This window comes from Psychrobacter sp. FME5 (assembly GCF_014861375.1).
GTDB lineage: Bacteria > Pseudomonadota > Gammaproteobacteria > Pseudomonadales > Moraxellaceae > Psychrobacter.
The window spans coordinates 41,348-67,995 of record NZ_RRYX01000003.1 but is presented as its reverse complement, the minus strand read 5'-3'; the positions used below and the strand labels follow the sequence as shown (position 1 = coordinate 67,995).

Annotated in this window: 23 protein-coding genes; 12 read left to right on the top strand and 11 right to left on the bottom strand. The window is 43.7% G+C overall.

What is annotated here, in order from left to right:
- Positions 1–26: 26 nt before the first annotated feature.
- From dnaE to cysE, 5 genes are all read left to right on the top strand, one after another.
- Positions 27–3,752, top strand: coding sequence for a DNA polymerase III subunit alpha (gene dnaE / locus EI161_RS01080; RefSeq protein ID WP_192528785.1), 3,726 nt, complete (start codon positions 27–29; stop codon positions 3,750–3,752).
- A gap of 93 nt (positions 3,753–3,845) precedes the next feature.
- The gene (locus EI161_RS01075; RefSeq protein WP_192528784.1) at positions 3,846–4,226 is read left to right on the top strand and encodes an Hpt domain-containing protein; all 381 of its coding nucleotides are present in this window, start codon (positions 3,846–3,848) and stop codon (positions 4,224–4,226) included.
- Positions 4,226–5,131 carry an RNA methyltransferase gene (locus EI161_RS01070; RefSeq protein WP_192528783.1) on the top strand — a complete coding sequence of 302 codons (906 nt, stop codon included), beginning with the start codon at positions 4,226–4,228 and terminating at the stop codon, positions 5,129–5,131. Before EI161_RS01075 ends, EI161_RS01070 begins: the two co-directional genes overlap by 1 nt.
- 192 nt (positions 5,132–5,323) lie before the next feature.
- On the top strand, positions 5,324–5,767 hold the full coding sequence (locus tag EI161_RS01065; protein ID WP_192528782.1) for a YtoQ family protein: 444 nt from the start codon (positions 5,324–5,326) through the stop codon (positions 5,765–5,767).
- 176 nt (positions 5,768–5,943) lie between these two features.
- Positions 5,944–6,816 carry a serine O-acetyltransferase gene (gene cysE, locus EI161_RS01060; protein WP_413038380.1) on the top strand — a complete coding sequence of 291 codons (873 nt, stop codon included), beginning with the start codon at positions 5,944–5,946 and terminating at the stop codon, positions 6,814–6,816.
- A gap of 127 nt (positions 6,817–6,943) precedes the next feature.
- Here cysE and EI161_RS01055 read toward each other — a convergent pair whose 3' ends face one another.
- The 8 genes from EI161_RS01055 to pheA form a co-directional block, all read right to left on the bottom strand.
- Positions 6,944–7,309 (bottom strand): DUF488 domain-containing protein, encoded by a 366-nt coding sequence (locus EI161_RS01055; RefSeq protein WP_192523492.1) that lies wholly within the window; start codon positions 7,307–7,309, stop codon positions 6,944–6,946.
- A 108-nt stretch (positions 7,310–7,417) separates the two neighbouring features.
- On the bottom strand, positions 7,418–7,975 hold the full coding sequence (locus tag EI161_RS01050; RefSeq protein WP_413038491.1) for a DUF924 family protein: 558 nt from the start codon (positions 7,973–7,975) through the stop codon (positions 7,418–7,420).
- A 47-nt stretch (positions 7,976–8,022) separates the two neighbouring features.
- On the bottom strand, positions 8,023–8,556 hold the full coding sequence (locus tag EI161_RS01045; RefSeq protein ID WP_192528780.1) for a 2-amino-4-hydroxy-6-hydroxymethyldihydropteridine diphosphokinase: 534 nt from the start codon (positions 8,554–8,556) through the stop codon (positions 8,023–8,025).
- Positions 8,546–8,965, bottom strand: a complete 420-nt coding sequence (gene folB, locus EI161_RS01040; protein ID WP_192528779.1) for a dihydroneopterin aldolase — start codon at positions 8,963–8,965, stop codon at positions 8,546–8,548. Before folB ends, EI161_RS01045 begins: the two co-directional genes overlap by 11 nt.
- Before the next feature lie 237 nt (positions 8,966–9,202).
- A complete protein-coding gene (gene rarD, locus EI161_RS01035; protein WP_192523496.1) occupies positions 9,203–10,165 on the bottom strand; it encodes an EamA family transporter RarD in 963 nt (320 codons plus the stop codon).
- Between the two features lie 277 nt (positions 10,166–10,442).
- Entirely contained in the window at positions 10,443–12,806 is a 2,364-nt protein-coding gene (locus tag EI161_RS01030; protein WP_192528778.1) for a bifunctional prephenate dehydrogenase/3-phosphoshikimate 1-carboxyvinyltransferase, read from the bottom strand.
- 84 nt (positions 12,807–12,890) lie between these two features.
- Entirely contained in the window at positions 12,891–14,033 is a 1,143-nt protein-coding gene (gene hisC / locus EI161_RS01025; RefSeq protein ID WP_192523498.1) for a histidinol-phosphate transaminase, read from the bottom strand.
- 30 nt (positions 14,034–14,063) lie between these two features.
- Positions 14,064–15,245 (bottom strand): prephenate dehydratase, encoded by a 1,182-nt coding sequence (pheA, locus tag EI161_RS01020; protein WP_192523499.1) that lies wholly within the window; start codon positions 15,243–15,245, stop codon positions 14,064–14,066.
- 399 nt (positions 15,246–15,644) lie between these two features.
- Between pheA and EI161_RS01015 the strand changes: the two genes are divergently transcribed.
- Positions 15,645–16,586 carry a transaldolase gene (locus EI161_RS01015; protein WP_192528777.1) on the top strand — a complete coding sequence of 314 codons (942 nt, stop codon included), beginning with the start codon at positions 15,645–15,647 and terminating at the stop codon, positions 16,584–16,586.
- A gap of 440 nt (positions 16,587–17,026) precedes the next feature.
- A complete protein-coding gene (locus EI161_RS01010) occupies positions 17,027–17,548 on the top strand; it encodes a hypothetical protein (RefSeq protein WP_192523501.1) in 522 nt (173 codons plus the stop codon).
- A gap of 114 nt (positions 17,549–17,662) precedes the next feature.
- On the opposite strand, the gene EI161_RS01005 is transcribed toward EI161_RS01010, so the two are convergent.
- Positions 17,663–18,229, bottom strand: a complete 567-nt coding sequence (locus EI161_RS01005; RefSeq protein ID WP_192523502.1) for an adenine phosphoribosyltransferase — start codon at positions 18,227–18,229, stop codon at positions 17,663–17,665.
- A 328-nt stretch (positions 18,230–18,557) separates the two neighbouring features.
- On the opposite strand from EI161_RS01005, the gene EI161_RS01000 reads away from it, so the two are divergent.
- From EI161_RS01000 to EI161_RS00990, 3 genes are all read left to right on the top strand, one after another.
- Positions 18,558–18,722, top strand: coding sequence for a rubredoxin (locus tag EI161_RS01000; RefSeq protein ID WP_068406924.1), 165 nt, complete (start codon positions 18,558–18,560; stop codon positions 18,720–18,722).
- A 32-nt stretch (positions 18,723–18,754) separates the two neighbouring features.
- A complete protein-coding gene (locus EI161_RS00995) occupies positions 18,755–19,792 on the top strand; it encodes an alpha/beta fold hydrolase (RefSeq protein WP_192523503.1) in 1,038 nt (345 codons plus the stop codon).
- Between the two features lie 190 nt (positions 19,793–19,982).
- Complete coding sequence (locus tag EI161_RS00990; protein WP_192523504.1) at positions 19,983–20,345, top strand: hypothetical protein; 363 nt, start codon at positions 19,983–19,985, stop codon at positions 20,343–20,345.
- A 452-nt stretch (positions 20,346–20,797) separates the two neighbouring features.
- On the opposite strand, the gene EI161_RS00985 is transcribed toward EI161_RS00990, so the two are convergent.
- Positions 20,798–21,838: a WG repeat-containing protein gene (locus EI161_RS00985; protein ID WP_225735165.1), complete on the bottom strand. Its 1,041-nt coding sequence runs from the start codon at positions 21,836–21,838 to the stop codon at positions 20,798–20,800.
- 347 nt (positions 21,839–22,185) lie between these two features.
- Here EI161_RS00985 and EI161_RS00980 point away from each other — a divergent pair, with 347 nt between their 5' ends.
- Complete coding sequence (locus tag EI161_RS00980; protein WP_192528776.1) at positions 22,186–23,118, top strand: DMT family transporter; 933 nt, start codon at positions 22,186–22,188, stop codon at positions 23,116–23,118.
- A 115-nt stretch (positions 23,119–23,233) separates the two neighbouring features.
- Here the strand turns inward: EI161_RS00980 and EI161_RS00975 are convergent, their stop codons facing one another.
- Entirely contained in the window at positions 23,234–24,667 is a 1,434-nt protein-coding gene (locus tag EI161_RS00975) for a solute carrier family 23 protein (RefSeq protein ID WP_192524782.1), read from the bottom strand.
- 543 nt (positions 24,668–25,210) lie between these two features.
- Between EI161_RS00975 and EI161_RS00970 the strand changes: the two genes are divergently transcribed.
- Positions 25,211–26,644, top strand: a complete 1,434-nt coding sequence (locus tag EI161_RS00970; protein WP_225735164.1) for an L-serine ammonia-lyase — start codon at positions 25,211–25,213, stop codon at positions 26,642–26,644.
- Positions 26,645–26,648: the final 4 nt, after the last annotated feature.

Genomic DNA, 26,648 nt, shown 5'->3' with positions numbered 1-26,648 from the left:
CTCGATCGTACCAGTAAGAGTCTTCTATGGCATTTGTACACCTTGGCATTCACAGCGAATATTCCATTACCGATTCTATCGTGCGTATCAAGCCGTTGATTAAAGCGGCAGCGGCAGACAATCAAAGCGCGCTTGCGTTGACTGATTTATCGAACCTTTATGCCACGGTAAAGTTCTACCGTGCCTGCTTGGGCGCTGGTATCAAACCCATTATCGGTAGTGAAGTCATTATGGATAATGACGACACACGCTTGACCTTATTGGCGATGGATAACGAAGGCTATCAAAACATTACCCGCATCGTATCGCTTGGCTTTACCGAAGGTCGCGCAGACCCTGCCAACCATGGTACGCCTGTCATTAAACGTCACCATATTTTAGAGCATGCGGCAGGCGTCATTGTTTTATTTACCGAAAAATCTGATGTTGGACAGGCGCTAGTTGGTTCGATGCCAGAAAAAGCCGATGAGCTGATTACAGAGTGGCAAGCCTATTTTAGTGATCGCTTATATTTTGCCATCAAACGTACCAATCGCTCAGGCGAAGACGCATTTATTAAAGCGGCGATTCACGCGGGTGCCAAACACAATATTCCAATTGTTGCCCATAATGACGTGCGCTTTTTAGAACAAGACGATTTTGATGCTCACGAAGCACGCGTTTGTATCGCAGGCTCCTATGTACTCGCCGACCAAAATCGCCCACAAACTTATTCTGATGAGCAATATTTAAAAACTCAAGCGCAAATGGAGCAATTGTTTGCTGATATTCCGCAAGTTATTGATAATACCTTACGCTTAACAACCCGCTGTAATGTGACCTTGACTCTGGGTATTAACGTCCTGCCTGATTTTCCCGTACCTGAAGGTGAGACCACTGAGTCGTTTTTTCGGGCTGAATCACAACGCGGTCTTGATAGGCGGCTAGACAAGCTATTTCCTGTTGACGAGCGTAGTGAACACTGGAGCGACTTTCGCCAAAAGTATGACGAGCGCTTAGAATATGAGCTTGAGATTATCTTATCCATGGGTTTCCCTGGTTACTTCTTAATCGTCATGGATTTTATCCGCTGGGCGAAAGCCAATGGCGTACCTGTTGGGCCGGGTCGTGGTTCTGGTGCCGGGTCCTTGGTCGCTTATGCGTTAAACATTACCGATCTTGACCCTATTCACTACGACTTATTATTTGAGCGCTTCTTAAACCCTGAGCGTGTCTCCATGCCCGATTTCGATATTGACTTTTGTATTGAAGGTCGCGACCGCGTTATTGATTATGTCGCACAAACTTATGGGCGTGAAGCGGTCTCGCAGATTATCACCTTTGGTACCATGGCAGCAAAAGCGGTGGTACGTGATGTGGCGCGTGTCCAAAGTAAATCGTACTTTCTCGCCAGCAAATTATCAAAACTCATCCCCAAAACGCCCGGTATTACGCTGAGCCAAGCCCTCGAACAAGAGCCGCAGCTCAAAGACTTAATATCCAACCCTGATAATATGGATTATGAAGATGCCATTGAGATTTGGGAGATGGCCATCAAGCTGGAAGGTGTCTGCCGAAACGTCGGTAAACATGCGGGTGGCGTACTAATTGCCCCTCATAAAATCACTGATTTTAGTGCTATTTACTGTGATGACGAAGGACACCGCGTTAGTCAATTTGATAAAGACGATGTCGAAGATGTTGGTCTGGTAAAGTTTGACTTCTTGGGTCTGCGTAACTTAACGGTAATTAGCGCGGCCGTTGAAAACATCAATCGACGCCGTGCGATAGAAGGCAAAGATGCGCTGGTGTTAGAAGAGTTGCCATTAGATGACAGCAAGGCTTATAAGCTACTGCAAGATGCCAAAACCACGGCTGTCTTTCAGCTAGAAAGTATGGGCATGAAAAAGTATCTGGCAAAATTACAACCGACCAATATCGAAGACGTCATCGCCATGTGTGCGCTCTATCGTCCCGGCCCGCTTGATGCCGGTATGGTCGAGATGTATATCGACCGTAAGCACGGCCGCGAGGAAGTCATTTATGACCATCCTAACCTTGAGCCAATTTTAGAAAACACCAACGGCGTTATTGTCTATCAAGAACAAGTGATGCAAATCTCGCAAGTAATGGCAGGCTATAGCTTGGGCGGCGCTGATATGTTACGCCGTGCTATGGGTAAGAAAAAGCCTGAAGAGATGGCCAAGCAGCGCGATATTTTTATCACAGGGGCGACGTCGCAAGGTATCGATGAAGTGACTTCAGGTGGCGTATTTGACTTGATGGAAAAGTTCGCCGGTTATGGTTTTAACCGCTCGCATTCTGCTGCTTATGGTGTACTGGCTTATCAAACTGCTTATCTAAAGCAATACTACCCTGCCGAATTTATGGCCGCGGTACTGACTTCAGATATGAACAACACCGATAACGTGGTGTTCTTTATCAATGACTGCCGTGAAAACTTTGATTTAACCGTGGTCAATCCATCGGTTAACCGCAGTGAATGGCACTTTGTTGCTGATACGCCAACCAACATTATTTATGGACTGGGCGCTATTAAAGGGGTTGGTGAAGGTGCGGTTGAATCTATCGTTGATGCGCGCCGCCGTGAGGGTCCGTTTAAAGATTTATATGACTTTTGCCGACGCGTTGATATCAAAAAGGTTAATAAGCGCACCCTTGAAGGTCTGATAAACGCTGGCTGTTTTGATGACTTTGCTACCACTTTACGACCTGACTTGCCAGCAGACGAAGCATACGAGATTCGCGGTGCGCTGATGAGTCAACTGCCAAGCGCGGTGCAAGCCGCTGAGCAAGACCGTCAGAATAAAGAAATCGGTATGATGGATTTGTTTGGTGAAATGGATGGCGTCGTTGCCGCACCGCCACTCGTGATGACACCTGAGTTGATTTGGGGCGATAAGCATCGTTTAAAAGCTGAAAAAAATACTTTAGGTTTGTATTTAACGGGACATCCTATCAATGAGTATTTAGACGAGTTAAAACGTTATACCTCAGGCGCACGCCTCGATAAGCTCACGGATACTGGCTATAATGGTAGCTGCTACTTTGCAGGCTTAATCATCGACATCGCCAATTTTGGTAACCGTAACGTCATTACCTTGGATGATGGCACCTCAAGGCTAGAGGTAAGCTGTTACGCTGAGCGCTTCAATCGTGTTAAAGACCAGCTCAAGGTTGACGAAGTAGTAATTATAAAAGGCAGTATCCGTGAGCGCGAGGGTCGCCTGTTTGCGCGCCTTGATAGTGCTATGAGCATGGTCGATGCCCGCCTCAGATGGCTAAAAAAAATCAGTATTAAAATTCACGGCAGCGATATCGACTTACTGACGCGCATGCAACCGTTACTTAAATCTGCACAAGCCAGTATTATTCCGGTACCAAAGCTGTCTTATGACCATGAACAAAACGAGCAAGGCGGTAATATAAACAACGGCGCTAACGGTGTTTACGATCCGGTGATGGGCGGCAGCCTATATGATGAAGATGGCAACGATTTATTGGCGTTAGAAAGCGACATGACCCAAGATACTCTTCACCAAAATGGCAGCAGCTATGCCAACAACGCCCTGAGTAATACAGACGCTTCCATTAACGATAACTGCCTGCCACTTGGGCTGAGTATCTATGAAGAATATGGCATTGCCAATGTTGGTTTATCGGAGCATTGGCGCGTTTATCCAAATGACGATAATTTACAACAGCTAAAAAGTATGATTAGTGAGGATAAATTACACTTTCATTACAGCTGATGATTTGATTAGCGTTAGCATATTCATTAGCATTAAGAAACCAACGACACTTAAACTTTCCATGTTAACTTTTATCCTATTGGACACATGACCATGGCTGAAAACCACAATAACAATATAACTGCCAATCCTGATGACCAGGTTATCAATGATGAGCAATTTGAAGATATGCGTGACTTACTAGAAGAAGACTTTGTCGATTTAATACAAGTCTATATTACTGACTGTCATGAGCGTATCACCAAACTTAGAATCGCGCAGCAAGAAAACGATAATGCCAATGGCTTTGAGCTTGCTCACGCATTAAAAGGTGCCAGCGCTAATCTGGGTACAACCCAACTGGTGAATCTTAGCAGTCAATTACAAGAGCGATGCCGCGAGCAGCGTATCAGCGAACAAGCCCCGCTTATCGAAGATATTGCCATGGCACTAGACCATGCAGAACAAGACATCAACCAGCGCTTGGGGCAATAATGAATAACAATGCATCATCGTCAATAGCGGGTTTTTCGGTCAGCGATTATCTGTCTTGCATACAAGTGGTGATGGTTAATACCACCTTACCCGCCAATATCGGCTCAGCAGCGCGCGCGATGCATACTATGGGCTTATCACATTTAACGGTCGTTGACCCTAAGCTGCCAATTGATGACACCAGTGTCTCACACGCCGCTGGTGGTAGTGATTTATTGTCATTAGCAACCATTGCGCCGACACTAGAGTCGGCAATAGCGGACTGTCAGCTAGTGTTTGCGGCCAGCAGTCGCAGTCGTCATCTGCCCCGCCCTGTGGTAACACCTACCCAAGCGGCCAAAATCATGCTGGATTTTATTGATAAGCAGTCGGCTATAGCATTAAGCACGACTACCAATGATCAACCAATAAGTGATAAGGCCAACAAGCCAAATATTGCTATCCTATTTGGCCGTGAAGATCGTGGTTTGACTAACGAAGAGTTGGCTTACGCTGATTATCATATTCAAATCGATGCCAATCCTGCCTACCCAGTGCTCAATGTCGCCTCAGCGGTGCAAGTGATAGCCAGTTTTATCTTTGCTTATACCCAAACGCATATCGAAGCTGATAGTAATAAGGGTAATGAGGAAAGATTAGAAACGACGGGCAGCTTAGAGATAACAGAACATCCCCTACTTAATACCTATCTACGTCAGCAATGGGATGAACCTGCGATTACCCAGCAGCAATTGCAACAGCTTACAGAACGCATCACCGCATTAATGGTGCAACGTAAACTGGCAGACAGTGAAAATTTAAAATCGCTACCATCGCGTTTGTCTCGACTGGGCTCGCGCCTACAGCTCGATCAAAAAGAATATCAATTATTAAGCGCTTTGATTGCCAAACTTGCAAAAGATTAATACTTAGCTACAATTCATGGCTCACTAGATTTTTTGTGCCATGGACAGCAGTTAATATATTGCCGTACGCCGCACACATCATTCGATAACTATCATTCATTTTTTATGAATCGAACAACAGTAGCAACTGTTCACTAACAGCTGGCCTGAATTTGAGAATAACCAGCATTTAATACTAAAAAGGAGTTTATTATGAATTGGACCGTTTATTTATCTGGAGAAATACACACCGACTGGCGTCAGAAAATCATGCAAGGCGCTAAAGACCATGGTCTGAATATTAAGTTCACATCTGCAGTGACTGAGCACGAAGCCAGCGACGCAGCCGGTGATGTACTCGGCGAAAATGAAAGTGGATTCTGGCGCGACCATCAGTCGTCGAAGGTCAATGCGATTCGTACCAAAAATATGATTCAAAAATGTGATATTGCGATTATTCGTTTTGGTGATAAATACAAGCAGTGGAACGCCGCTTTCGATGCGGGCTACTGTGCCGCCTTGGGCAAGCCTTATATCACATTGCATGCTGAGGATATTATTCATCCACTAAAAGAAGTGGATGCAGCAGCAATGGGCTGGGCGCAAACGCCTGAGCAGGTTGTAGAGCTGCTGAAATATATTACCAACAACAGCTAATTTGGAAACGATTACCTGTAAGTAAAAAGTCCATATAACTTTGCCATCTGCTCTTATTTATCACTCATCGCTATATTTTATGAGGCAAAGCTGCTATAACTAAAGAGATTGTAATTAAAAACACGATAGGATGCTTTATGTCATTGCCAACCGCCTTGTTCAAATCGCTTGCTAGCATTAAAAAAGACTTAAAAGAAGATATCGACGCGGTCTTTAATCGCGATCCTGCAGCGCGTAATAGCTTAGAAGTTGTCTTAACTTATCCTGGCATCCACGCTCTTATCTTGCATCGCGGTGCCCATTGTCTGTGGCAAAATGAGCAGAAACTTGCAGCGCGTGTGATCTCTTATGGTTCGCGCATCATCACTGGTATTGAGATTCATCCTGCTGCCACAATCGGTAAGCGCTTTTTTATTGACCATGGCGTTGGTGTGGTCATTGGTGAAACTGCTGAGATTGGCAACGATGTCACTTTATACCATGGCGTCACCCTTGGCGGTGTCTCTTGGAACAATGGCAAACGTCATCCAACTTTGGAAGACGGTGTCATCGTTGGTGCAGGTGCCAAAGTATTAGGCCCTTTCACTGTAGGTAAAGGCGCTAAAATTGGCTCAAATGCCGTGGTGGTAAAACCTGTACCAGCTGGTGCCACCATGGTAGGCAGTGCCGCTCGGATGATTTCTGATCATCACGATGAAAAAGGCAACCCATTGACCACTAAGGTGCAAGATACCAAGCAACAAGAAAAAGTTGCACAAGCAGGGACAACTGATAACCAGCAGGATAAAGACTCAAGCCAAAGCACAGTACGGGCAACGGCGTTTCAGGCTTATGGTATTGACCCTTCTTCAAACGACCCTGTTGCTGAAGCTTTTGCTAAAATGCTCGAGCATATTCAGCAATCAGAAAATCGTCTCGATCAGCTGCAAACAGCAATGTGCAAGATTGACCCAGAGTTTTGTAAGAAAAAATACGATAAATTGTGTTTAGAGGATTTAGACGTAATTGGTCAAAAAGATATGGATGAGGCGGACGCTGAGCAGAAGTAAGCCTAGCGTTAAGTCACTGATTGACGCTCGCAAGAACAGATATATTATAGTCTCAAGCTAAAACCCGAAGCCATTCATAACTATTGGCTTCGGGTTTTTTTATAATGAAAATAGAAAGCCGTATTTATTAGTTTATTTTCTCTTCAGCCCATTGTTTTAATACCACCGCTTGATTATGCTCTTCGTCTTTTGCGCCATAAATAAAAGTTACATTGTGCTTTTCAAGCTGGTATTTTACTTTGTCTAGAAACTCATCTTTAAGCTCGTTGTCTTCTAATTCTTTTTTATAGGATTTTTTAAAGTCACTGAACTTGTCTGCGTCATGGTCAAAGGACTTCCTCAGTTTATCTGAAGGTGCAATATCTTTTGGCCACCAGCTATAACTTAGGTCTTCTTTTTTTATACCTCTTGGCCATAACCGGTCTACTAATATACAGTATCCGTCATCATTTCCCTTCTCTGTATACGCTCTTCGGATTTTAATTTTTGACATAACTATATAATCCTTGTAGTGATAAACATTAATAGAATATTTGAATGGTTGGCTCGCTAACCTGCCTTATCCATAGATAGTATAAATAATGATACAGGGAAAATCTGATTAAAACGATGAATTGGGCTGTTTTAAGAATGCTATTTCTTCTGCACTAGACACTCGCCTCAGTACCTTATTACGATGTGGATAACGGCCAAAGCGATCGATAATTATTTTATGCTTCATCTCTGAGTTAAAGATTTCTGCATTGGTAAATTGCTCAAATAACCGTTCAGCTTGCTGATGAATAAGCTTCGATTCACTATGCATATAAGGCATCAACAGAAACTTGCGCGCCTCTAAACTGACAAGCTCTTCTAACGCGCCGCTAGCCACAGCCTCCTGCGCCAGCGCTAATGCCATTGCATCTTGAGAAAAAGCGGCTGGAGTATCACGATAAATATTACGTGAAAACTGATCCAATACAATAATCTCTGCTAAGCGCCCCTGCGTACTACTACGCCATGCATAAAATTCGGCAGCGGCGGCTTGCTCGAGTACAGTGGTAAATTGCTCAGTTAATAATCGATCAAAACTTAAATCTTTTTCAAAAAATTTCTGGCTGCCCGCCTCATTAAAACAAAAATCTAATATTTTTTTGTGCATAAACCACACCTTGCAAATTCTGATAGGCAATGATGCATAGACCAAACATCTTACTCAAACCTACTCTAACAATCTATTCTTTTTGTTGCTATTAACTCTTTTAACCCTGCTCTTTCATGGGCTTTAAATGGATAACGATCTGCCATAACTATCCATTCAGATTCATCTTTATTGCTTAGGCTATTTATATTATTCGCTAATCTAATAAGCAATATATCAATGTCCATAGTGACTTGCTTGATTGGCGTTTGTAATTCCGTTAGACGCTGCCTATGGCAATCCCTTTCAAACTTTTTAAACCTCTGCTGTAACTGTTGTAATGTTAATGGCGCGGTTAATATCAAATAGACACATTGGTTGGTATAAGCAGGTTTTGGCAGCTCAGGAGTCGCCGTAAAATCAGGGTTTTGAAAAGCTATCGATAATTCTATCTCTCCTATAGTCGCCAAACTTTCTCGGACGCGTAATAAATGCTTTTCTGCTTGGTAATTACTACCCAAAGCCAATAGCACAGCTGCCACTGGTTGCGTTTGTAATTGCTCAGGCGCACACTTTTTTAGCGTTTCAAGATTCAAATCAACTCGCTCTTTATGCATCATCAGATTGGCTGTTATTATCACCAACTGCTTCGCTATCTGAAGCTTTGGCACTACGCGTTATTTGTACCCCAACGGCATCTGCTTGTTTAATAGCAGTGGGTTTAGCGACACTCAACGTCACTTGATGGCACGCATATTTCGCTAGTAGTTTGTCCGCAATCTCTCCTGCCAGATGTTCAAGCAATTGCGCTTTAATAGTCTGGCACCAATCCGTCACATCATCGCAGACCGCTTTATAATTAAGCGCATCGCCGACGTCATCTGAGATTGCCGCTTTGCGAATATCTGTTTCCAGTGCAATATCAATCAGTAAGGGCTGGGTAATAGCGCGCTCCCACTCATAAACACCGATTACCGCCTCTACTTTTAGGCCTTTGACAAATACTACATCAGACTGGGTATGAAACATGCTTTCATCCTTGTTAACTAAATTTTTACTAGTTTTTATTTACCAGTTATAGTCGATACTGAGTAAAATGGATACACAAAACTATGCTGCGTGACTGGTACAAATTTTTCTTGCTGGCTGTGCCTACGCCGACAGAGGCTACAAAACATTTATCCCAGCCCCGCTGTATCTCTTTTATATCGACCTGACTGTATTAAGTACCATTTCTCACTCTGGTGGTTAATTCTACTTTAGCTTCTATTTAACGCTTTCTAAAGCCTCTTCGCGTAGACGTTCGGCTTTTAACGCTTTACTAGGACGGTGTCGCCACAGATCAATGCTAAATAACAATAACCCCAACCAAATTAAACCAAATACGGCTAAGCGATGTAAGTCAAATGGCTCTTTATAATAAAATACAGCCAAAAAGAAAATAAAGGTTGGCGTTAAATAATTCATAAAACTAAGGATGCTATAAGCCACTAACTTGGTCGATTTATTAAACATCAATAGCGGTATCAAGGTAATGGGACCCGCCAGCATTAATAGCCAAATAGAAGGCGTAAACCAAAAGCTGATATGACTACTCGCCACATCAGACTGCCAGAACCACCATAGAAAAATAGGCAACAGCATCGCGGTTTCAACAAACATCGCGTCGACAGCGGTAAGAGGCGTTTGCCGTTGAATGGTACCATAAGTGCTAAAGCTAAAGGCCAAGATCAAGGATATCCACGGCAAACTACCCAGCATGACCACTTGAATAACGACCGACAATAGCGCAAAGCCAATCGCTACCCATTGTAAGGATCGCAGGCGTTCTTTGAACAAAATCATCGATAGCGCCACCCCAACGAGTGGGCCGATAAAATACCCCAAGCTGGCTTCTAAAATCTGATCATGATTGACCGCCCAAACATAGGTAAGCCAATTGACAGCAATGATAGCGCCCGAAATAAAGGTATAGGCTATCCATCTTGGATTTTTCTTAAGCGTATCGATCCACTGCCAACGCTTAGTAACGATCAATACCACTAGCAGGCAAGCAAATGTCCAAACAATGCGGTGACCAATGATTTCGGTGGCATTATAGTCAGACAGTTGCTTAAAATATAAAGGAAAAGCACCCCAAATAGAAAAGGCAATCAGGGCGGTGACAATGCCGCGTCTGGTTGTTTTAATAGGAGTAATTGATTTTTTGATGACGTTTTGAGTAGTCATAAGACAATACAACTTTTTAGAGCAAAGCGCGCCCTCACCCAACTATCATCATTGATGATAACTCGGTGGTAAGAGCACAGGGTCACTACAGATAGGATAAAAGGTAAAAAGCAATGTGTAGATACTAAAATCGTATCTACACATTGCTGACGATAATAACTATTTTAAAAAAACAGTCTTACATAATTACTTATAACCAATTTGGCCGAATTCAGCAGTCAATATTACTCATATAGTAATTAATAAAATGACGAATAAAGCCGACATTTTATTAATATTAAACAGCACCATTATCGACTTCAATAGCCATACCAATTTGGTTGGCAAGCTCGGCAAATCCTGGGAAGCTGGTATTAACGGTTTCGATACCTTCGATTGTGATCTGCTCAGACGCCCGCAAACTCGCCACGGCAAAGCTCATGGCAATGCGATGATCGTGATGCGAGGTGATATGTCCACCACCGAAAACTGGGGTACTATTATCGACCTGACCGCCAATTACTTTGCTCATTTGTCCATGGCTGCCTTGACCTTCAATAATCAAGCCATCATCCGTCACGGTGCAATCAACACCCAGCGCTTGTAAGCCTTCTGCCATGACGGCGATACGATCTGACTCTTTAACACGCAGCTCTTTCGCACCAGTTAACACCGTACGACCTTGGGCACAACTTGCCGCAATAAATAGTACTGGAAACTCATCAATGGCAAGCGGAACAAGCATTTCTGGAATCTTGATTCCGACCAGATTGGATGAGCGAATAGTAATGTCAGCAACAGGCTCTTCACCGACATAGGTTTTATTGCTTAAGGTGATATCTGCTTGCATTAATTTTAAAATATCAATAATACCCGTACGAGTAGGATTGATGCCGACCTGTTTTAAAGTCAACTCACTACCATGACTGATAGCAGCGGCAACCATAAAGAATGCTGCTGAAGAGATGTCTGCAGGTACGGCTATATCACCGCCTGTTAATGTACCACCACCGTCAACACTGATACGATTACCGTCAACCGTTACTGGATACCCAAAGGCTGAAAGCATACGTTCGGTATGGTCGCGGCTCACTTCCGGTTGCGTGACTGTCGTGGTGCCTTCTGCCCATAATCCAGCGAGCAATAAGCAGGACTTTATTTGTGCTGAGGCGACTGGCATATCATACTCAACACCTTGTAGTGGTTTACCCACGTTATCACGACCAGTGATGCTCAGCGGTGCTGTACCACTATGTCCTGTACTTTGAATCACTGCACCCATCTCGCGCAGCGGCGCAGCGACTCGCTCCATCGGACGTTTATTCAAACTGGTATCGCCAGTCATGACACTATCAAAAGATTGCGCTGCTAAAATACCCGCTAGTAGACGCATACTGGTGCCTGAATTGCCCATATATAGTGGCGTCTTGCTTGGTTTTAAACCATTCATACCCACGCCATGAATGGTTAGCCTACCCTTATCAGGACCTTCAATGGTCACACCCATATCGCGAAATGCTTGCAAAGTTGCCAGTGCATCTTCCCCTTCCAAAAACCCAGTGACCTTGGTGACACCAGTTGCAAGGCTTCCAAGCATGATACTGCGATGTGAGATAGATTTATCACCAGGAATAGTAATGGTGCCAGAAACGGTGTTACTTGGAGAGATTAGGTAAGAAGCTGACATGGCAGAGGTATCCGTATAAGGGGTGCTGGCTAACATATGGCCGAAATGTCGCCGTGCGGCTTGCGCGCGGCCTAAAAGTCCCATCAGGGCAGTTGAATCTTTATCAATGATAAGCTGGCGCATGGTCTGTAGATAAACACCGTACTCATCAAGGGCGCTCACAATCGCGTCTTGGTTGGCAAAAAATATATCATGCCACATTTTAGGGTCGCTGGCAGCGATACGGGTAAAATCGCGAAACCCGCCAGCAGCATAGCGAAACATATCTAAATTGTCATCGTGGCTTGCTAGCTGCTCTACTAGATTAAATGCCAATAGGTGCGGTAAATGACTGGTATGCGCCAATATCGAATCATGATGGGCAGCTGCCATCGGCATGACTGTCGCACCTGCTGCTTCCCATAATTGGCGTAACTTTGTAATGGCCGTCTGTTTGGTCGTTGGTAGCTCACAAATGATGACGCTATGGTTGACAAATAAATTGGCTCGCCTGGCATGATACCCTGAATTTTCAGCACCGGCAATCGGATGTGCTGGCACCAAGCCCACAGGTAATGAGCTAAAGACGGCTTTGGCGGCATTAATAATATTAACCTTGGTACTACAGACATCAGTAATGATGCAGTCAGTAGCCAGCTGACCACTGTCCATCGCTGTTTTGATATCTGCGAATACTGTTTGCACCGCTTGTACTGGCACCGCAATAACGATTAAGTCACTGCCCGATACCACTTTGCTTAATTCCGAGCTTCCCGCATCTAATAAACCCTGCTGAATAGCCTCTTCGATGCTTGGAGCATGCCTGTCGACTGCCACCAAACGCCGACTTAAGCCATTGTCTTTAATCGCTTGGGCTAAACTGGCACCAATCAATCCCAAACCTATCACACAAACTTGATCGAATAATGGTGGTAAAGTAGATAGGTTGGGTGCAGCTGCGGTTTGATGACTTGCCGCTTGATTTATTTTTTGCATATTATTTTAGTTATCATGTCACTTAATAGGTGTTAGCTGAACAGCTTTGAGTTTGATAGCATTAAGCTCAGCCATCAGTCAATCTTAATCATCAGTCAATATAGAACGTAGAGTATCGATTAGACGGGTATTGTCTTCTGCGACCCCAACGGTAACCCTTAACCAATTAGGTAAACCATAAGCATCGAGCGGACGCACTATCACGCCTTGCTCCAATAACGCCTGGTGAATCACAGCAGCCGTTACGTCCTCCATCTCAACTTCTATTTCTACCATAACAAAGTTGGCATGTGATTTAACAAAACCCAAGCCCAACGCATCAAACTGCTTCTCTAGCCAGCGCCTTTGCCCTTGGTTGGTTGAGCTAACTTTTTCAATAAAATCTTGGTCAGTCAGTGCGGCAGCGGCAGCAGCCAGAGCCACGCGGCTGACATTAAACGGCTGACGGATCCGATTAAGTAAGTCAGCAACTGCAACTGAACTCAGCGCATAACCAACACGCAGACCCGCCAGTCCATAAGCTTTAGAAAAAGTACGTACAATGACCACGTTGCCAAATTCATCTAACAGCGCCCGATTGTTACTTTCAGGACTGTATTCGATATAAGCCTCATCTAATACTATCAATACCGAACTTGGCACACTAGCCACAAACTCACGTAGCTCTTTATGTTCAAGCTGTGTACCGGTCGGATTATTAGGATTGGCGATAAACACCATCTTAGTATTAGGATTGTCTTGAACCGCTTGGCTCATGGCTTTTAAATCATGACCAAAACGATTGGCAGGTACTTCAATACCCATTGCGCCTTGCATTTTAGCCAGCATCGGATAAATAATAAATGCATATTGACTATAAACGAGCGCATCATCAGCACCGGCAAAACTACGCGCCAAGATATCAAGCAAATCGTTAGAGCCATTACCTAGCGTAATCTGTTCAACATCAACCTCATTAAAATCAGCCAATGCTTGTTTCAGATAATAGCCATTGCCATCAGGATAACGCGACAACTGACCTAACTGCTCGGTAATCGCTAGCGTTACTTGCGGTGAGCAGCCTATCGGATTCTCATTGCTGGCAAGCTTTACCACATCTGAGACGCCATATTCACGCGTTAACTCTTCAACCGGCTTCCCAGTTTGATAAGGTGCCAACTCTAAAATACTGTCATAAGCAGGTGCTAGCAGTGATAAATTTGACTCTGTCGATGGCGTAGACTGCATGATTTATCCTTAGGTTTAATTTTTCTATATCTATAATACCGCTTTTGGATAAGAGCCCAATATACGTAAATCTTTGACCAATGGGCGGATATCAGCGATAGCAGCACTAACATTAGGGTCTTGAATGTGCCCATCCATATCGATAAAGAACACGTAAGCCCATTTATTAGGGCGTTCTGGACGCGTCTCGATACTGGTCATAGAGACGCCATGATACGATAACGGTTTTAAAATCTCGATCAGGGCACCCGCTTTATCATGCGCTGAAACCATAATAGAGGTTTTGTCTTGACCTGATGGCGCAATTGCTTCGTGACCGATAATCAGGAATCGTGTGGTGTTGCTAGGGTTGTCTTCGATATTTGAGTAAAGCTTGTGCAAGTCATATTCCACAGCAGCTACATCGCCTGCAATCGCTGCTGAATGCCACTCATTTCTTAAGCGTCGCGCCGCTTCTCCGTTGCTCGATACAGCAACACGCTCAACATTAGGATAATTGACATCGAGCCAATGGCGACATTGTGCCAAGGATTGCTGATGCGAATAAATACGGCTTAAGCCATCAAGTTTGGTATGCTCAGCGACCAAGAAGTTTTGATGAATCGGTAACTCAACCTCACCAATGATTTTTAAGGTAGAAGATAAAAAACCATCTAGCGTATGGTTGACCACGCCCTCTGAGGAGTTTTCGACTGGCACCACACCATACATCGCCGTGCCTGCTTCGACTTCACGGAATACATCAGTAATGGTGTTTAGCGGCACGGTATCAGCCGCTTTGCCAAAGTGCTTTAAAGCGGCGGCATGGGTAAAGGTGCCGACAGGGCCCAAAAAGGCAATACGTTGCGGCGCTTCTAAATCAAGGCATACCGACATAATCTCACGGAATAAGCGTGCCATTTTTTCATCAGCGATTGGCCCACCATTGCGCTCCATCACCGCTTTTAAAACTTGAGCCTCACGCTCAGGACGATAAAAGATAGGGTTGCTATCGTCAGTGGTCGGGTTATTGGCAATATGGTTTTTCTTTACCGTTGCCACTTGCTGAGCCAGCTTGGCACGATTATTAATCAGCGTTTGAATTTCGCAGTCTACTGTGTCAATACTTTGGCGAATATTGTCCAAAAACTCTTTTTCAGTTGCGGTATCGCTAGTGCTTGCGCTGGTTTGATTTAGATTATCCACGTTCTGCTCTGGTGACTGCTCACTCATTACCGCCCATCCTTTTTTAGATTTTATAACTACTATTTATCACTATTAGATATAACATGCTTAAATACTTTTGCTATTTAGCACAAGCCAAATAACCAACCTGCTCTACTATAACAAAAACTAGGGACAGTGCCCATTTGTAAATGCGCATAAACCTATAAATAGCTATAAATCTTAGCACAGTTGAATGATATAAAGGCCAAGCACCGTGAAACTATCAGCTAACTTAATCTCAAAATAGGCTCAAATCTATGTTACAGTTTGAGCGTACCCATAACTTTATTGATAGTTACTTATTAATAATTACTTATTGATGACTATAAATATTGCTACAGCACATATTGCTACAGCCATTAATAAGCAGACAACACCGTTAATTGACCATACCAAGGATATCTGATGAGCGCATTACAACAGCTTCGCACCATGACCACCATTGTCGCTGATACGGGTGATCTTGCCGCCATTGCGCGCCTAAAACCTATCGATGCGACGACCAACCCCAGCCTAATAACCAAGGCTCTCATGCATCCTGACAACCAAAGTATGCTATCAGAAACCATGAGTCAGCATAACGGTGATATAGATGCGGTGATTGACGCACTGACGGTTCAAGTGGGCTGCGATATTTTAGACTTAATCAAAGGCCGTGTCTCAACCGAAGTCGATGCTCGTCTGTCTTATGACACCCAAGCGACGATTGATAAAGCTTTAGCGTTTATGGATGCTTATCAAAAAGCGGGTATCGAGTCAGAGCGTGTATTGATTAAGATGGCAGCGACGTGGCAAGGTATCGAAGCCGCACGCTATCTAGAAACTCAAAACATTCACTGTAACTTAACCTTGTTATTTGGTCAGCATCAAGCGATTGCTTGTGCTGATGCAGGCGTGACCTTGATATCGCCCTTTGTGGGACGTATTTTAGACTGGCAAAAACGCCAGAAAAACCGTCAACATGTCCCCGCTACTGATGATATGGGGGTGCAATCGGTCAAGCTCATTTATCAGTATTACAAACAACACGGTTATAAAACTCAAGTCATGGGCGCAAGTTTCCGCTCGACTGAGCAAATATTGGCTTTGGCAGGTTGTGACTTACTGACCATCGCGCCCAACCTCATCGACGAGCTGGCAGAGATGGATGTAGAAGTGATGCAGCAGCTGTCACCAAGTATGTCAATGGATTTGGCCGATATGACCAAAGTGAGCCTGACTGAAGAAGAGTTCAGTACCGCCTATCAGCAAGACACGGTTACTCAAGATTTATTACCTAAGGGTATTGACGGCTTTATCGCTGCACGTAATGAGCTTGCTCAAATGTTAGCGTCTATGCGTAGCTAAGCGCGATTAAGCCAATGTTCCGATATTCCAGTGCGCTAAGCCTAAATATAAACGATAATAAACATTGCCAGTAAACTGCGAGAATAACTAGGGGCTGTATAGAATTCAGCTAAGGAACTGACAGAGACTATTTTTTAGGCAATTCGACGCCAAAAATAGTAAGTTTAGTTATTCTAAGCGCGATAGTTTTGGCTATGAAGTGGCAAAAAATAGTCCTGTTCCTTCGGACTGATGCTAAAATCGCCCCAGACGTTGTTGTAAATCTAGCTAAGGTCTCGACATTACCTTCGATTTACGCCTAGTCTGGAATTATTTTAGCGATCAGCAGTCCTAATAGATGAATTCTATACAGCCCCTAGTAGGTAATAAAAGAAATTTGCCTGCTAATATCAAGTTGGCTATTATAAGCGACCTCAAATAACAACAAGCAAGGCTGAACTATGAAACGGCTAGCAGTGATATTAGCAAGTAGTACGCTGGCGATGGGTGCTCAAGCAGCCAACTGGTCAACAGTAGCAGAAAGTCAGACCGGCTCCATTTTTAGCGTAGACTTGGATTCTATCGAACGCTCAGACATCAGTATCATCGATGAAAAGCGTGTCGACAACATTACCGTCTCCATTCGTAGAGCTTATCCTGCACAAAAAAGTGTCACTAAACCCACTACGAAAGCTGTGACGAAAGACAGTAAAGAGAAAGACCCGAAGGAAAAGGACAGCAAAGATAAAGTTGCTAAAGAAACGCGTATTCATCATAGCGATCAACAATGGCTTATCTCTTGTAAGGACGCCAGCTACTATAGACGAGCCTACGTTGATTATGCCGCTAACGATAAGGTACTAAAATCTTGGCAATCGGATAAACCAATCCTGACCACCAAAGATTTTAAAGTCACTACGCCAAAAACGATTAGCCGAGTACTCATCGAACAGTCTTGTAAAAGCTACGAACAAGCCAAGTAAAACACACCAAATAAAATCAAAGAAAGCGCGCCGAATGAGTTCAGCGCGCTTTTTTATGTCAGTGCTTTACTTATCCTTAGCAAATAATGTTCGTCAGTCAGTTAGGCTTTTAATTTAGGCCTTTAATACGGTATAAACCGGCACTGGAAACTCACCATGTAAGTCGACCAAATCTAGTAGCACTAACGCCCCTACCACGGTATGTTCTGCAGATTTGCACAGCTCGTAAGCCGTGGTTAGCGTACCGCCAGTGGCCAGGATATCATCGACCAATAGCACACGCTCAGGTGGCAGATTATTTTGCATCTCAAGCGTGTCTTTACCATACTCAAGCGCATAGGCTTTATTGGCGACAGGCGGTGGCAGTTTACCGGGTTTACGTAGCAAAATCATACCTTTGCCCAATCGACCTGCCAGCAAGCTAGCAAAGACAAATCCGCGCGCTTCAACGGCGCCTAAACAGTCTACTTCGTCGAGTAAACCCGTCGGCAATGCGGCGAGCAGCGCATCAATCACCTCATTAATATGACTGCGCAGTAACGGGGTAATGTCATAAAAATCAATGCCGACTTTCGGAAAGTCTGGTACTGTGCGAATGATTTGCCAAAATGGATGATCGGTATTGAGCGTATTGGATGACTCGGTGGTATTGGCTGATGTAACGGCGGTGTTAGCGCTCATAATAACCCTTAGCTTGTATGACTTAGATGATGATATAACAGTGGCAAACAATGACTGAATCGGTGAAATTTTCGGTGATAATTATATCATAATCAGCCTTAATATAGCGGCAAATAGCACGGAAAAAGCCCCGCTTAAATAAACAAAGTGATAGCTAATGACTTGATAAAAGCTATTCAATCTCAATATACAAGTGTAAACTTAACTATAAAAACAACGGTTATATGCTAAACTACGTGCGCTTTTAAGGTCTATATATTGACCAGAATAGTTAATATTAGCTTTAAAAAAATATGTGTCATACTGGTAATAATCGATAGGACTATTTATGAAACGTTATGAATGTATCGTCTGTGGCTGGATATACGATGAAGAACTCGGCTGTCCTGAAGAAGGTATCGCACCTGGTACTAAATGGGAAGATATCCCTGATGATTGGACATGCCCAGAATGCGGCGTTGGCAAGCTTGATTTTGAAATGCTCGAATTTTAAGCGAATGCCCGACTCTCTAACTAGGATACTTCATGACAGAACCAAACGACATCACTCATGCTAACTTGACTGAAAACTCAGATAAAATTTCAGTCAGTTACCCTACTCCAGAATGGCAAAAATTTGGCGAATACCAATGGCGTGATTCAGACTTGAGCGAGCATCTTTATCAATCGATGATAGACATCGGTGATGGCATTGAGCTGTGCGTTGAAGCCGGTGGCAACCCCAATAATCCGCCACTGCTGATGATAATGGGGCTTGGCTCACAAATGGTATTTTGGCCAAACAATTTTATGAAGCGCCTTATTGATGCGGGTTTTTTTGTGATTCGTTTTGACAATCGTGATATTGGCTTGTCCTCCAAAGTGCAAATTGACGGCCTACCCCGTATTAGCCAACTCAAAATGATGATGCGGCTGCAAACAGGACTGTCTAATAAAGGCACTCAGGTTGCTTATAACTTAACCGATATGGCAGAAGATACCGCGCGCTTAATCAAAGCGTTGCGGCTTAGCAAGACCCACCTAATAGGTGCCTCTATGGGCGGGATGATTGCCCAAATTGTGGCAGCACGTTATCCAAGCTTGGTACAACGCATGGCGCTGATGTTTACCACCACCAACCGTGCCTTTTTAAAGCCGCCCAAACCGAAGCAGCTATATACACTTATCAATCGTCCTGAGAGCCATTCTGAGCGCGATATTGTGCGCCATAGCGTTTGGTTTATGAAGACGGTCGGCACGCCAGGACATGTGAATGTACGTATGGTGCGTGAAATTGCCAAGATACGTTATCAGCGTAACTTCCATCCGCTCGGTACGGTACAACAGCTCAACGCCATCTTGGCCTCAGGCTCGATTAGCAAATACAGTAAGCAAGTCAAAGCACCAACTATCGTACTGCATGGTAGTGCAGACGGCCTGTTACCTGCCTCGCAAGGACGTGTCGTTGCCAAAACCATTCCCAATGCTAAGTTTCACTTAATCGAGGGCATGGCACATGACATTCCTGAATATTATCAGCCTTATATGGTCGACTTGATTAGTAATCATTTATTGGATAAGTAGCTTTTTATTAGAAAAGCAGCTTTAATATTTTAGCTTGCAAAAATGACTATTTAAAAAAGAGCCTATAGCGATTGATGATTGCTTAAGCTATTTTCATGGGGAGATCCTAACATGAGTACTCATGCCGATTTATCTTATGTAAAATTCAGCGCATACATTACGACCACTATCATAATAGAGAAATAACACTGTGAATAAGTACTTAGCCATACTATCAGCACTTCTATTAGTTGGTTGCACTCCCAATGTCAAAGTAACACCCAATAATCTTCCTGATGCCTACTTAAATCAGCCTTATACAGTCGATGTAGTAGTTACAGGGGGTACTGTTATTAACCGTAGTTTCTCTTCGAAAACTTCAAATACTGATTTTAAAATCATTCCTGGAGTTAGGGACAGTGGTCAAGACAATTATAACAACCTGAAAATTAATGGTATAGCAACTACACTCGAACCTATAAGTATTTATATGTATGGTGAAACATATGGAACTAACTTTCCAGGAGCTGGTTTTGAACAAGAGTACACCATTGAGGTAAAAGTTGCTAAATAAGCACTCAGCCACCCTATAAATACTGCTATTAGTTGGATGTGCTCCTAGTGTTCATGTAACACCTAATAAATTACCTGACGCTTACCTTAATCAATCCTATCAAGCCAATATAGAGATTACAGGGGGTACTGTCGTCGATCTCAACTTCCATTCTGAAGTGTCTGACGCTAGTTTCAAAATTATGCCAAGTCTTGCAGAGGGAGGTTATAAAGATTATAACCTGTTGACCGTGACTGGCACACCTACAGCATTAAAGCCTGTTCATATTTATATCGCTGGGGATACATACGGAACTAACTTTCCAGGATCTGGTTTTGAACAAGAGTACACCATTGAGGTAAAATCTAATAAGTAGTTGAGTTAATCAAATATCTCTGAATAACTACCTACCTATGCTAATTAGTGAACTAAAGATATATAAGCTTTTTTCAGAATAAACATGGTATTAAGTTTTAATCACAACCGACACCAGCGCCGTCTTTATCAATGCACATCTTATTACCATTTTTTAAATTACCTATCCATGCTTTGCCACCTGTAAATATAAACGCTGGTTTACCTTGGTAGCTATCGCCAGTACTGACGCCACTATTGTCAAAGCGAAAAGGAATCACCAGCTCACCACCAAGATTGACAAAGCCCCAGTCGCTATCAATACGCACGCCTGCCAATCCTTCCGAAAATGGCCGTACTTCATCAAATGAATAGGTAATCATGGTGACGTCATTGTCATCGATGAACCCCCATTTACCGTCTTGTTGATGCGGCTGTAAGGTCGTAAATTGATTGGCAGGTGCTTGTTTTGGTTTTGACGCCGATGAATTAGCAGAAGCTGGGTCCCTATCTGTTTGCGTACTGCCCCTGTTATTAGGATCGCTGGTCGTTTTACCATTTTTATCCAGCCAACTAATCGCGCGGTTTTTGTGGACGCGGGCGAGTCCATTTTGATAGTTATCAATATCGCTAAACGACGCTGAAAACGGCACAATGGTTTTATTGGCAGTATTGATTACCCCATAGTTGCCGTTCTTTTTTACCACGATACGCCCTTCTGACACTGCCCTTGCCCAGCCTGATGATTCGACCAATACGTCATACACGGTAGGCACAACTTCGCGGCCCTTCATATTGACATAACCGACTTTATTGCTACGCTGGACGGGGATTAAGCCACCCGCTATTTTGTCCGCAGCAACCTTTTGATAACGTGATAAATCAACCACCTTATTGCCTTCTTTATTCAACAACGCCACGGGTGCACCAAAATCTTTTGTCGCTAAAAAGTAACCACTACTAGCCGTACAAGAAACATTTTTATAATAGCTTTTAGGCAGTTTGCAGCTGGCAGCTTGTGCCGTTGGCAAAAAAAATACCGCACTTAACAGAATACCAATACCCCCACAAAGGCGCGACACAGGCAGCTGTTTGACGCTCATCTCATACGACGCTCGTGGTTGAATATTTTTTCTGTTTAGAGTAAATAGTAATGACATAAGTGATGATGACCTAAATCGAGATGGTATAAAGGATTTCGACACACTAACTTCAAAAAGATAAAAACTAAACGACTATCTGTATAGTTCATATTTTATGCAAAGTTACCGTATTATAAGCTGCTAAACAAACCAATAGCGAGCAAAGCGCCAACTTTAATACGCTAAACATACGTCACAGAGTAATAACAGTAAAACTCATATCAAACCCTGATACCAAAAAAGTGCATGTCTGATGTCAATTAGCATCAAAAGGTTTACAATCACCTCTTTAAAACTCACTATATTTATAACCGGTCTGTCCATCGACCAAAAAAACCTTTAGATATGTTTTATAGAGATATTTTATGGCTGACGACTCTTCACGCTCTGCATCCATTGGCTTACTTATTGGTTGTATTATTTTTGGTTTAGGCAGTTTGATTGTGGCTCATGTCGATATTGGCGGTTGGGCGATGTCATTTTGGCGGCTTGCAATATCGGGTGTCGTGTTTACTATATTGGCTAAAATTATGGGCCAGCGCTTACCCTACTCCAAACGTGCTATCGTTTATGGGTTATTATCTGGTGCATTTTTAGGCTTGGATTTGGCACTGTGGCACGAGAGTATTTATGCGGTCGGCCCTGGTATTTCAACCTTACTTAACAGCTTGCAGATTTTCTTTTTAGCCGCGATTGGCTTTTTATATTTTAATGAACGTCAATCTATTTTGCAGTTGCTCAGCTTGTGCTTGGCGATGCTGGGCGTGGCGATGATTGGCAGTCCTGAATTTGCACAGAATACAGCTGCTACTTGGGGATTTGTCACCGGTATCATATCGGGAGGCATGTTAGCGGCCTCAATGACCTTTATCCGCAAGACCCACGATACCGAACCGACACCCATATTTGTATTGATGCAGCTGGTCAGTCTGGGCGGGGTAATAGCGATGATTGTGCCGATGTTTATCTTCGATATGGGTAACATTTTACCCAATACCTGGTCGGAGATTGGTTGGATATTGATTTATGGCACGGTGATGCAGTGCTTGGCGTGGGGACTCATCGCCTACTCTATCCCTAAACTTTCGCTTGCATTGACGGGGTTACTACTCTTAACAGAGCCCATTGCCGCCTTAGTTATCGATTATACTTGGCTGGACAAATCCATCAACACTCTACAATGGAGCGGCGCGCTGCTCACTATGTTTGCTATCTATTTGGGCTCACTAAAACCTAAGCCACGCGCGCTACGACGTTATCGGTTTTTTGCACGGTTTTATAGCCGTAAGTATAAATAACAACACGGTGAACAACGCCAGAATAACTAAAAGCCACAATGGTTATTATGGCTTTTAGTTAACGATATATTAAGTTCTTTTAAGCTTATGACGACTAAAAACTTAGGGACACGCCCTAGTCTTTTTGGCGATTAAACAAGGCGTTAAGAACAATTGCGGTCAAAGTCGCCGTACCAATACCGCCCAAATCAAAGCCACCTAGATGCAGACTAAAGTTACCTGTACCCATAATAACGGTCACAGCAGCAATGATAAGATTGCTGTTTTTGCTAAAATCGATATGACTGTCTATCCATATTTTGGCACCAGCAATCGCAATCAAACCAAATACCACGATAGAGGCACCGCCCAATAATGCTGGCGGAATCGTCTGAATGATCGCGCCAAATTTTGGTGATAGCCCAAGCAAGATAGCAACCACCCCTGCAATAAAAAAGATAGTGGTGCTATAAACCTTAGTCACTGCCATCACACCGATGTTTTCAGCATAAGTGGTGACGCCAGTACCGCCAAAACCTGCTGAAAAAGTTGTCGCCAAGCCATCAGCAAAAAATGCTCGACCCATATAAGGTGTCACGCGAGCTTTGGTCATGCCTTCTACCGCTTTAAAATGCCCTAGGTTTTCGGCAATCAGAATAAAGGCCACTGGCGCAATTAGTATAATCGCACTCATCTCAAATTTTGGCGTATGAATGCTGGGTAGCCCAAACCATGAAGCTGATTGGAGACCACTAAAGTCAATCGGCACCCCAAAGCCCATCACATTGGTCAATACATAATAGACAATATACGATAGTATTAAACCCACTAACAACAACAAGCGTCGTAACATACCGCGCGTAAAGACCGCCACCCCACTGATTAACAATACCGTCAATGCAGCCATCCACGCATCAAACTGATTAGCAGACACCCCTTGAATGGTTACTGGCGCTAAATTAAGACCAATAATCATCACAATGGCACCCGTGACAATAGGCGGCATCAAGCGCTCAATCCATCCTGTGCCCGTCTTTATCACCAACAAGCCCACCAAGGCATAAATGATACCGCACACCATAATGCCACCTAAAGCGACATTAAGATTGGCATTGAAGCCAACGCCAGCATAAGCAGTAACGGCAATAACAGGGCCGATAAACGCAAAGCTTGAGCCCAAATAGCTGGGCATCCGCCCGCCAGTGATCATAAAAAACATCACCGTACAAATACCGGACATCAAAATGGCTAAATTGGGATCAAACCCCATCAATAAGGGCGCAAGTACCGTCGAGCCAAACATAGCAAAGGTGTGTTGTACACCCAGCAGCATGCTTTTCGATGGTGGTAAATATTCATTGATACCGACTGGCGTGCGGTCTAAATCGCCTTTGAACGGTTTCCAAGTCGGAAACCAACGGCCATTTTCAAAATCTGGATTATGCGGTAAGCTCATTGTCGCTGAATCAGTTGCTGAATCAATACCCGCTGCCTCTAATGCATTTGGCATTAGCGGTTCTGCTTGATTGCTTTTCTCTGATGGGGAGGGGTTTTCTGGAGGGATTACCATGCGCTTGTCCTATGTGGCCTAAACTTGTCATAACCGCTTAATATTAATTGAGTAATGATAGCTGATTAATGGTGGTTAGGATAAATAAAGAAATAATAAATAGCAGTATGTGCAACAAAAGCTACTATATTTATGGGCGTATTCAAAAGACTCTGCTATATCCAACCACTTGTTTGTAGAAAGGCTGACAAAGTACATTATTTTATAAAATAGCCATATTTTGCTAGATGTATCGAGTGAGATATGTTCTACTAAAGTCACCGCTTCGGTTGCTCGCACCTATTGTATTCTATAGCGACAGCCAACTTACAGGATGTTACATAAGCGTTGATGCCGAGCATCATAACGGAATTTAATAATAAACAACAGCTATTATTCACCCGTCACTCGAACTACTGCGTTTAAACATTTTCATAGACGATGCTCTAAATCCACCAATTAACGGTACCTGTTATTTTTTGTTGCCTATCATATTATTATGTAGGCGCTATAGTCTTGGCTATGCGGTTATCCTAACCCTACTTCACTTTTTGGTAATTCATTATGATTAGTGTATTTGATTTATTTAAAATTGGCATCGGCCCATCAAGCTCACATACCGTCGGCCCGATGGTCGCGGCGAATTTATTTTTGACCTCATTGCGTAAGCAAACCGAGCTTACCAGTATAAAATCCCTAGAGATTGAGCTATATGGCTCGTTAGCCGCTACAGGTAAAGGTCACGCAACGGATACGGCCATATTATTAGGCTTGCTTGGGCATGCCCCTAGCAGCATCGATACGCGTTTGACCAATCAATATCTATCAGCGATTTTTTCAAACAAACAACTTAATATCGCAGGCGAGCATATTATTGCCTTTGATACCGAGCGTGATATTCAATGGTATGGTGAGACAGTCCTGCCCTATCACCCTAACGCTATGACCATACGCGTGTCATTGGCTGACGACAGCCACTATCAGCAAACCTATTACTCCGTAGGTGGCGGCTTTGTGATTAACGAAGAAGATGCTACCAATCCAGATGAAGATCACGCCACGCCAACTATTGACTCTCTTCCTTACCCTTTTAATACGGCCGCAGAGCTTCTAGAGCAATGCCGTCAGCACCGTTTAAGCGTGAGTGAACTGGTGTTAGCCAATGAATGTCATTACCGCGACCAACCTGAAGTATTCGCCTACTTGGACTCTATTTGGGAGTCGATGCAAGATTGCGTAACGCGAGGCTGTCAAAACAGTGGCATTTTGCCGGGTGGCTTAGATGTGAAGCGTCGTGCCCAAGCATTACATCTGCAGCTTTGTGCTGAGAAAAATCAGGATATTGCAAAAAACGATAAGCTTGTGGCAATGGACTGGATTGATTTATATGCCTTAGCGGTCAATGAAGAAAACGCCAATGGGGGTAATGTCGTGACTGCCCCTACTAACGGTGCAGCAGGTATTATTCCTGCGGTTATGCACTATTATCGCGACTTTTTACCGAACTACAGTGTTGAGGGCGCGCGCAAATTTTTGTTAAATGCCACCGCTATCGGTAGTCTCATCAAACAAAACGCGTCGATATCTGGTGCTGAAGTTGGCTGTCAAGGGGAAGTAGGCTCTGCATGCGCAATGGCCGCATCTGCCTTAGCAGAAATCATAGGTGGCGATCCCGCTCAGTGCCTTAATGCGGCCGAGATTGGCATTGAGCATAACTTAGGTCTGACTTGCGACCCTGTTGGCGGCTTGGTGCAAGTACCTTGCATCGAACGCAATGCCATGGGCGCTGTAAAAGCGGTCAATGCAGCACGACTTGCCTGCCGCGGCAATGGACAACACTTCGTATCTTTAGACAAAGTCATTGAAACCATGCGAGTCACGGGTGCGGATATGCTAGATAAGTATAAAGAAACCTCACGAGGCGGTTTAGCGGTTTATGCTGACAACCGCATACCTACTGCCACTCATGGGGTCAGTGTAAAATACAGCCAATGCTAATCTT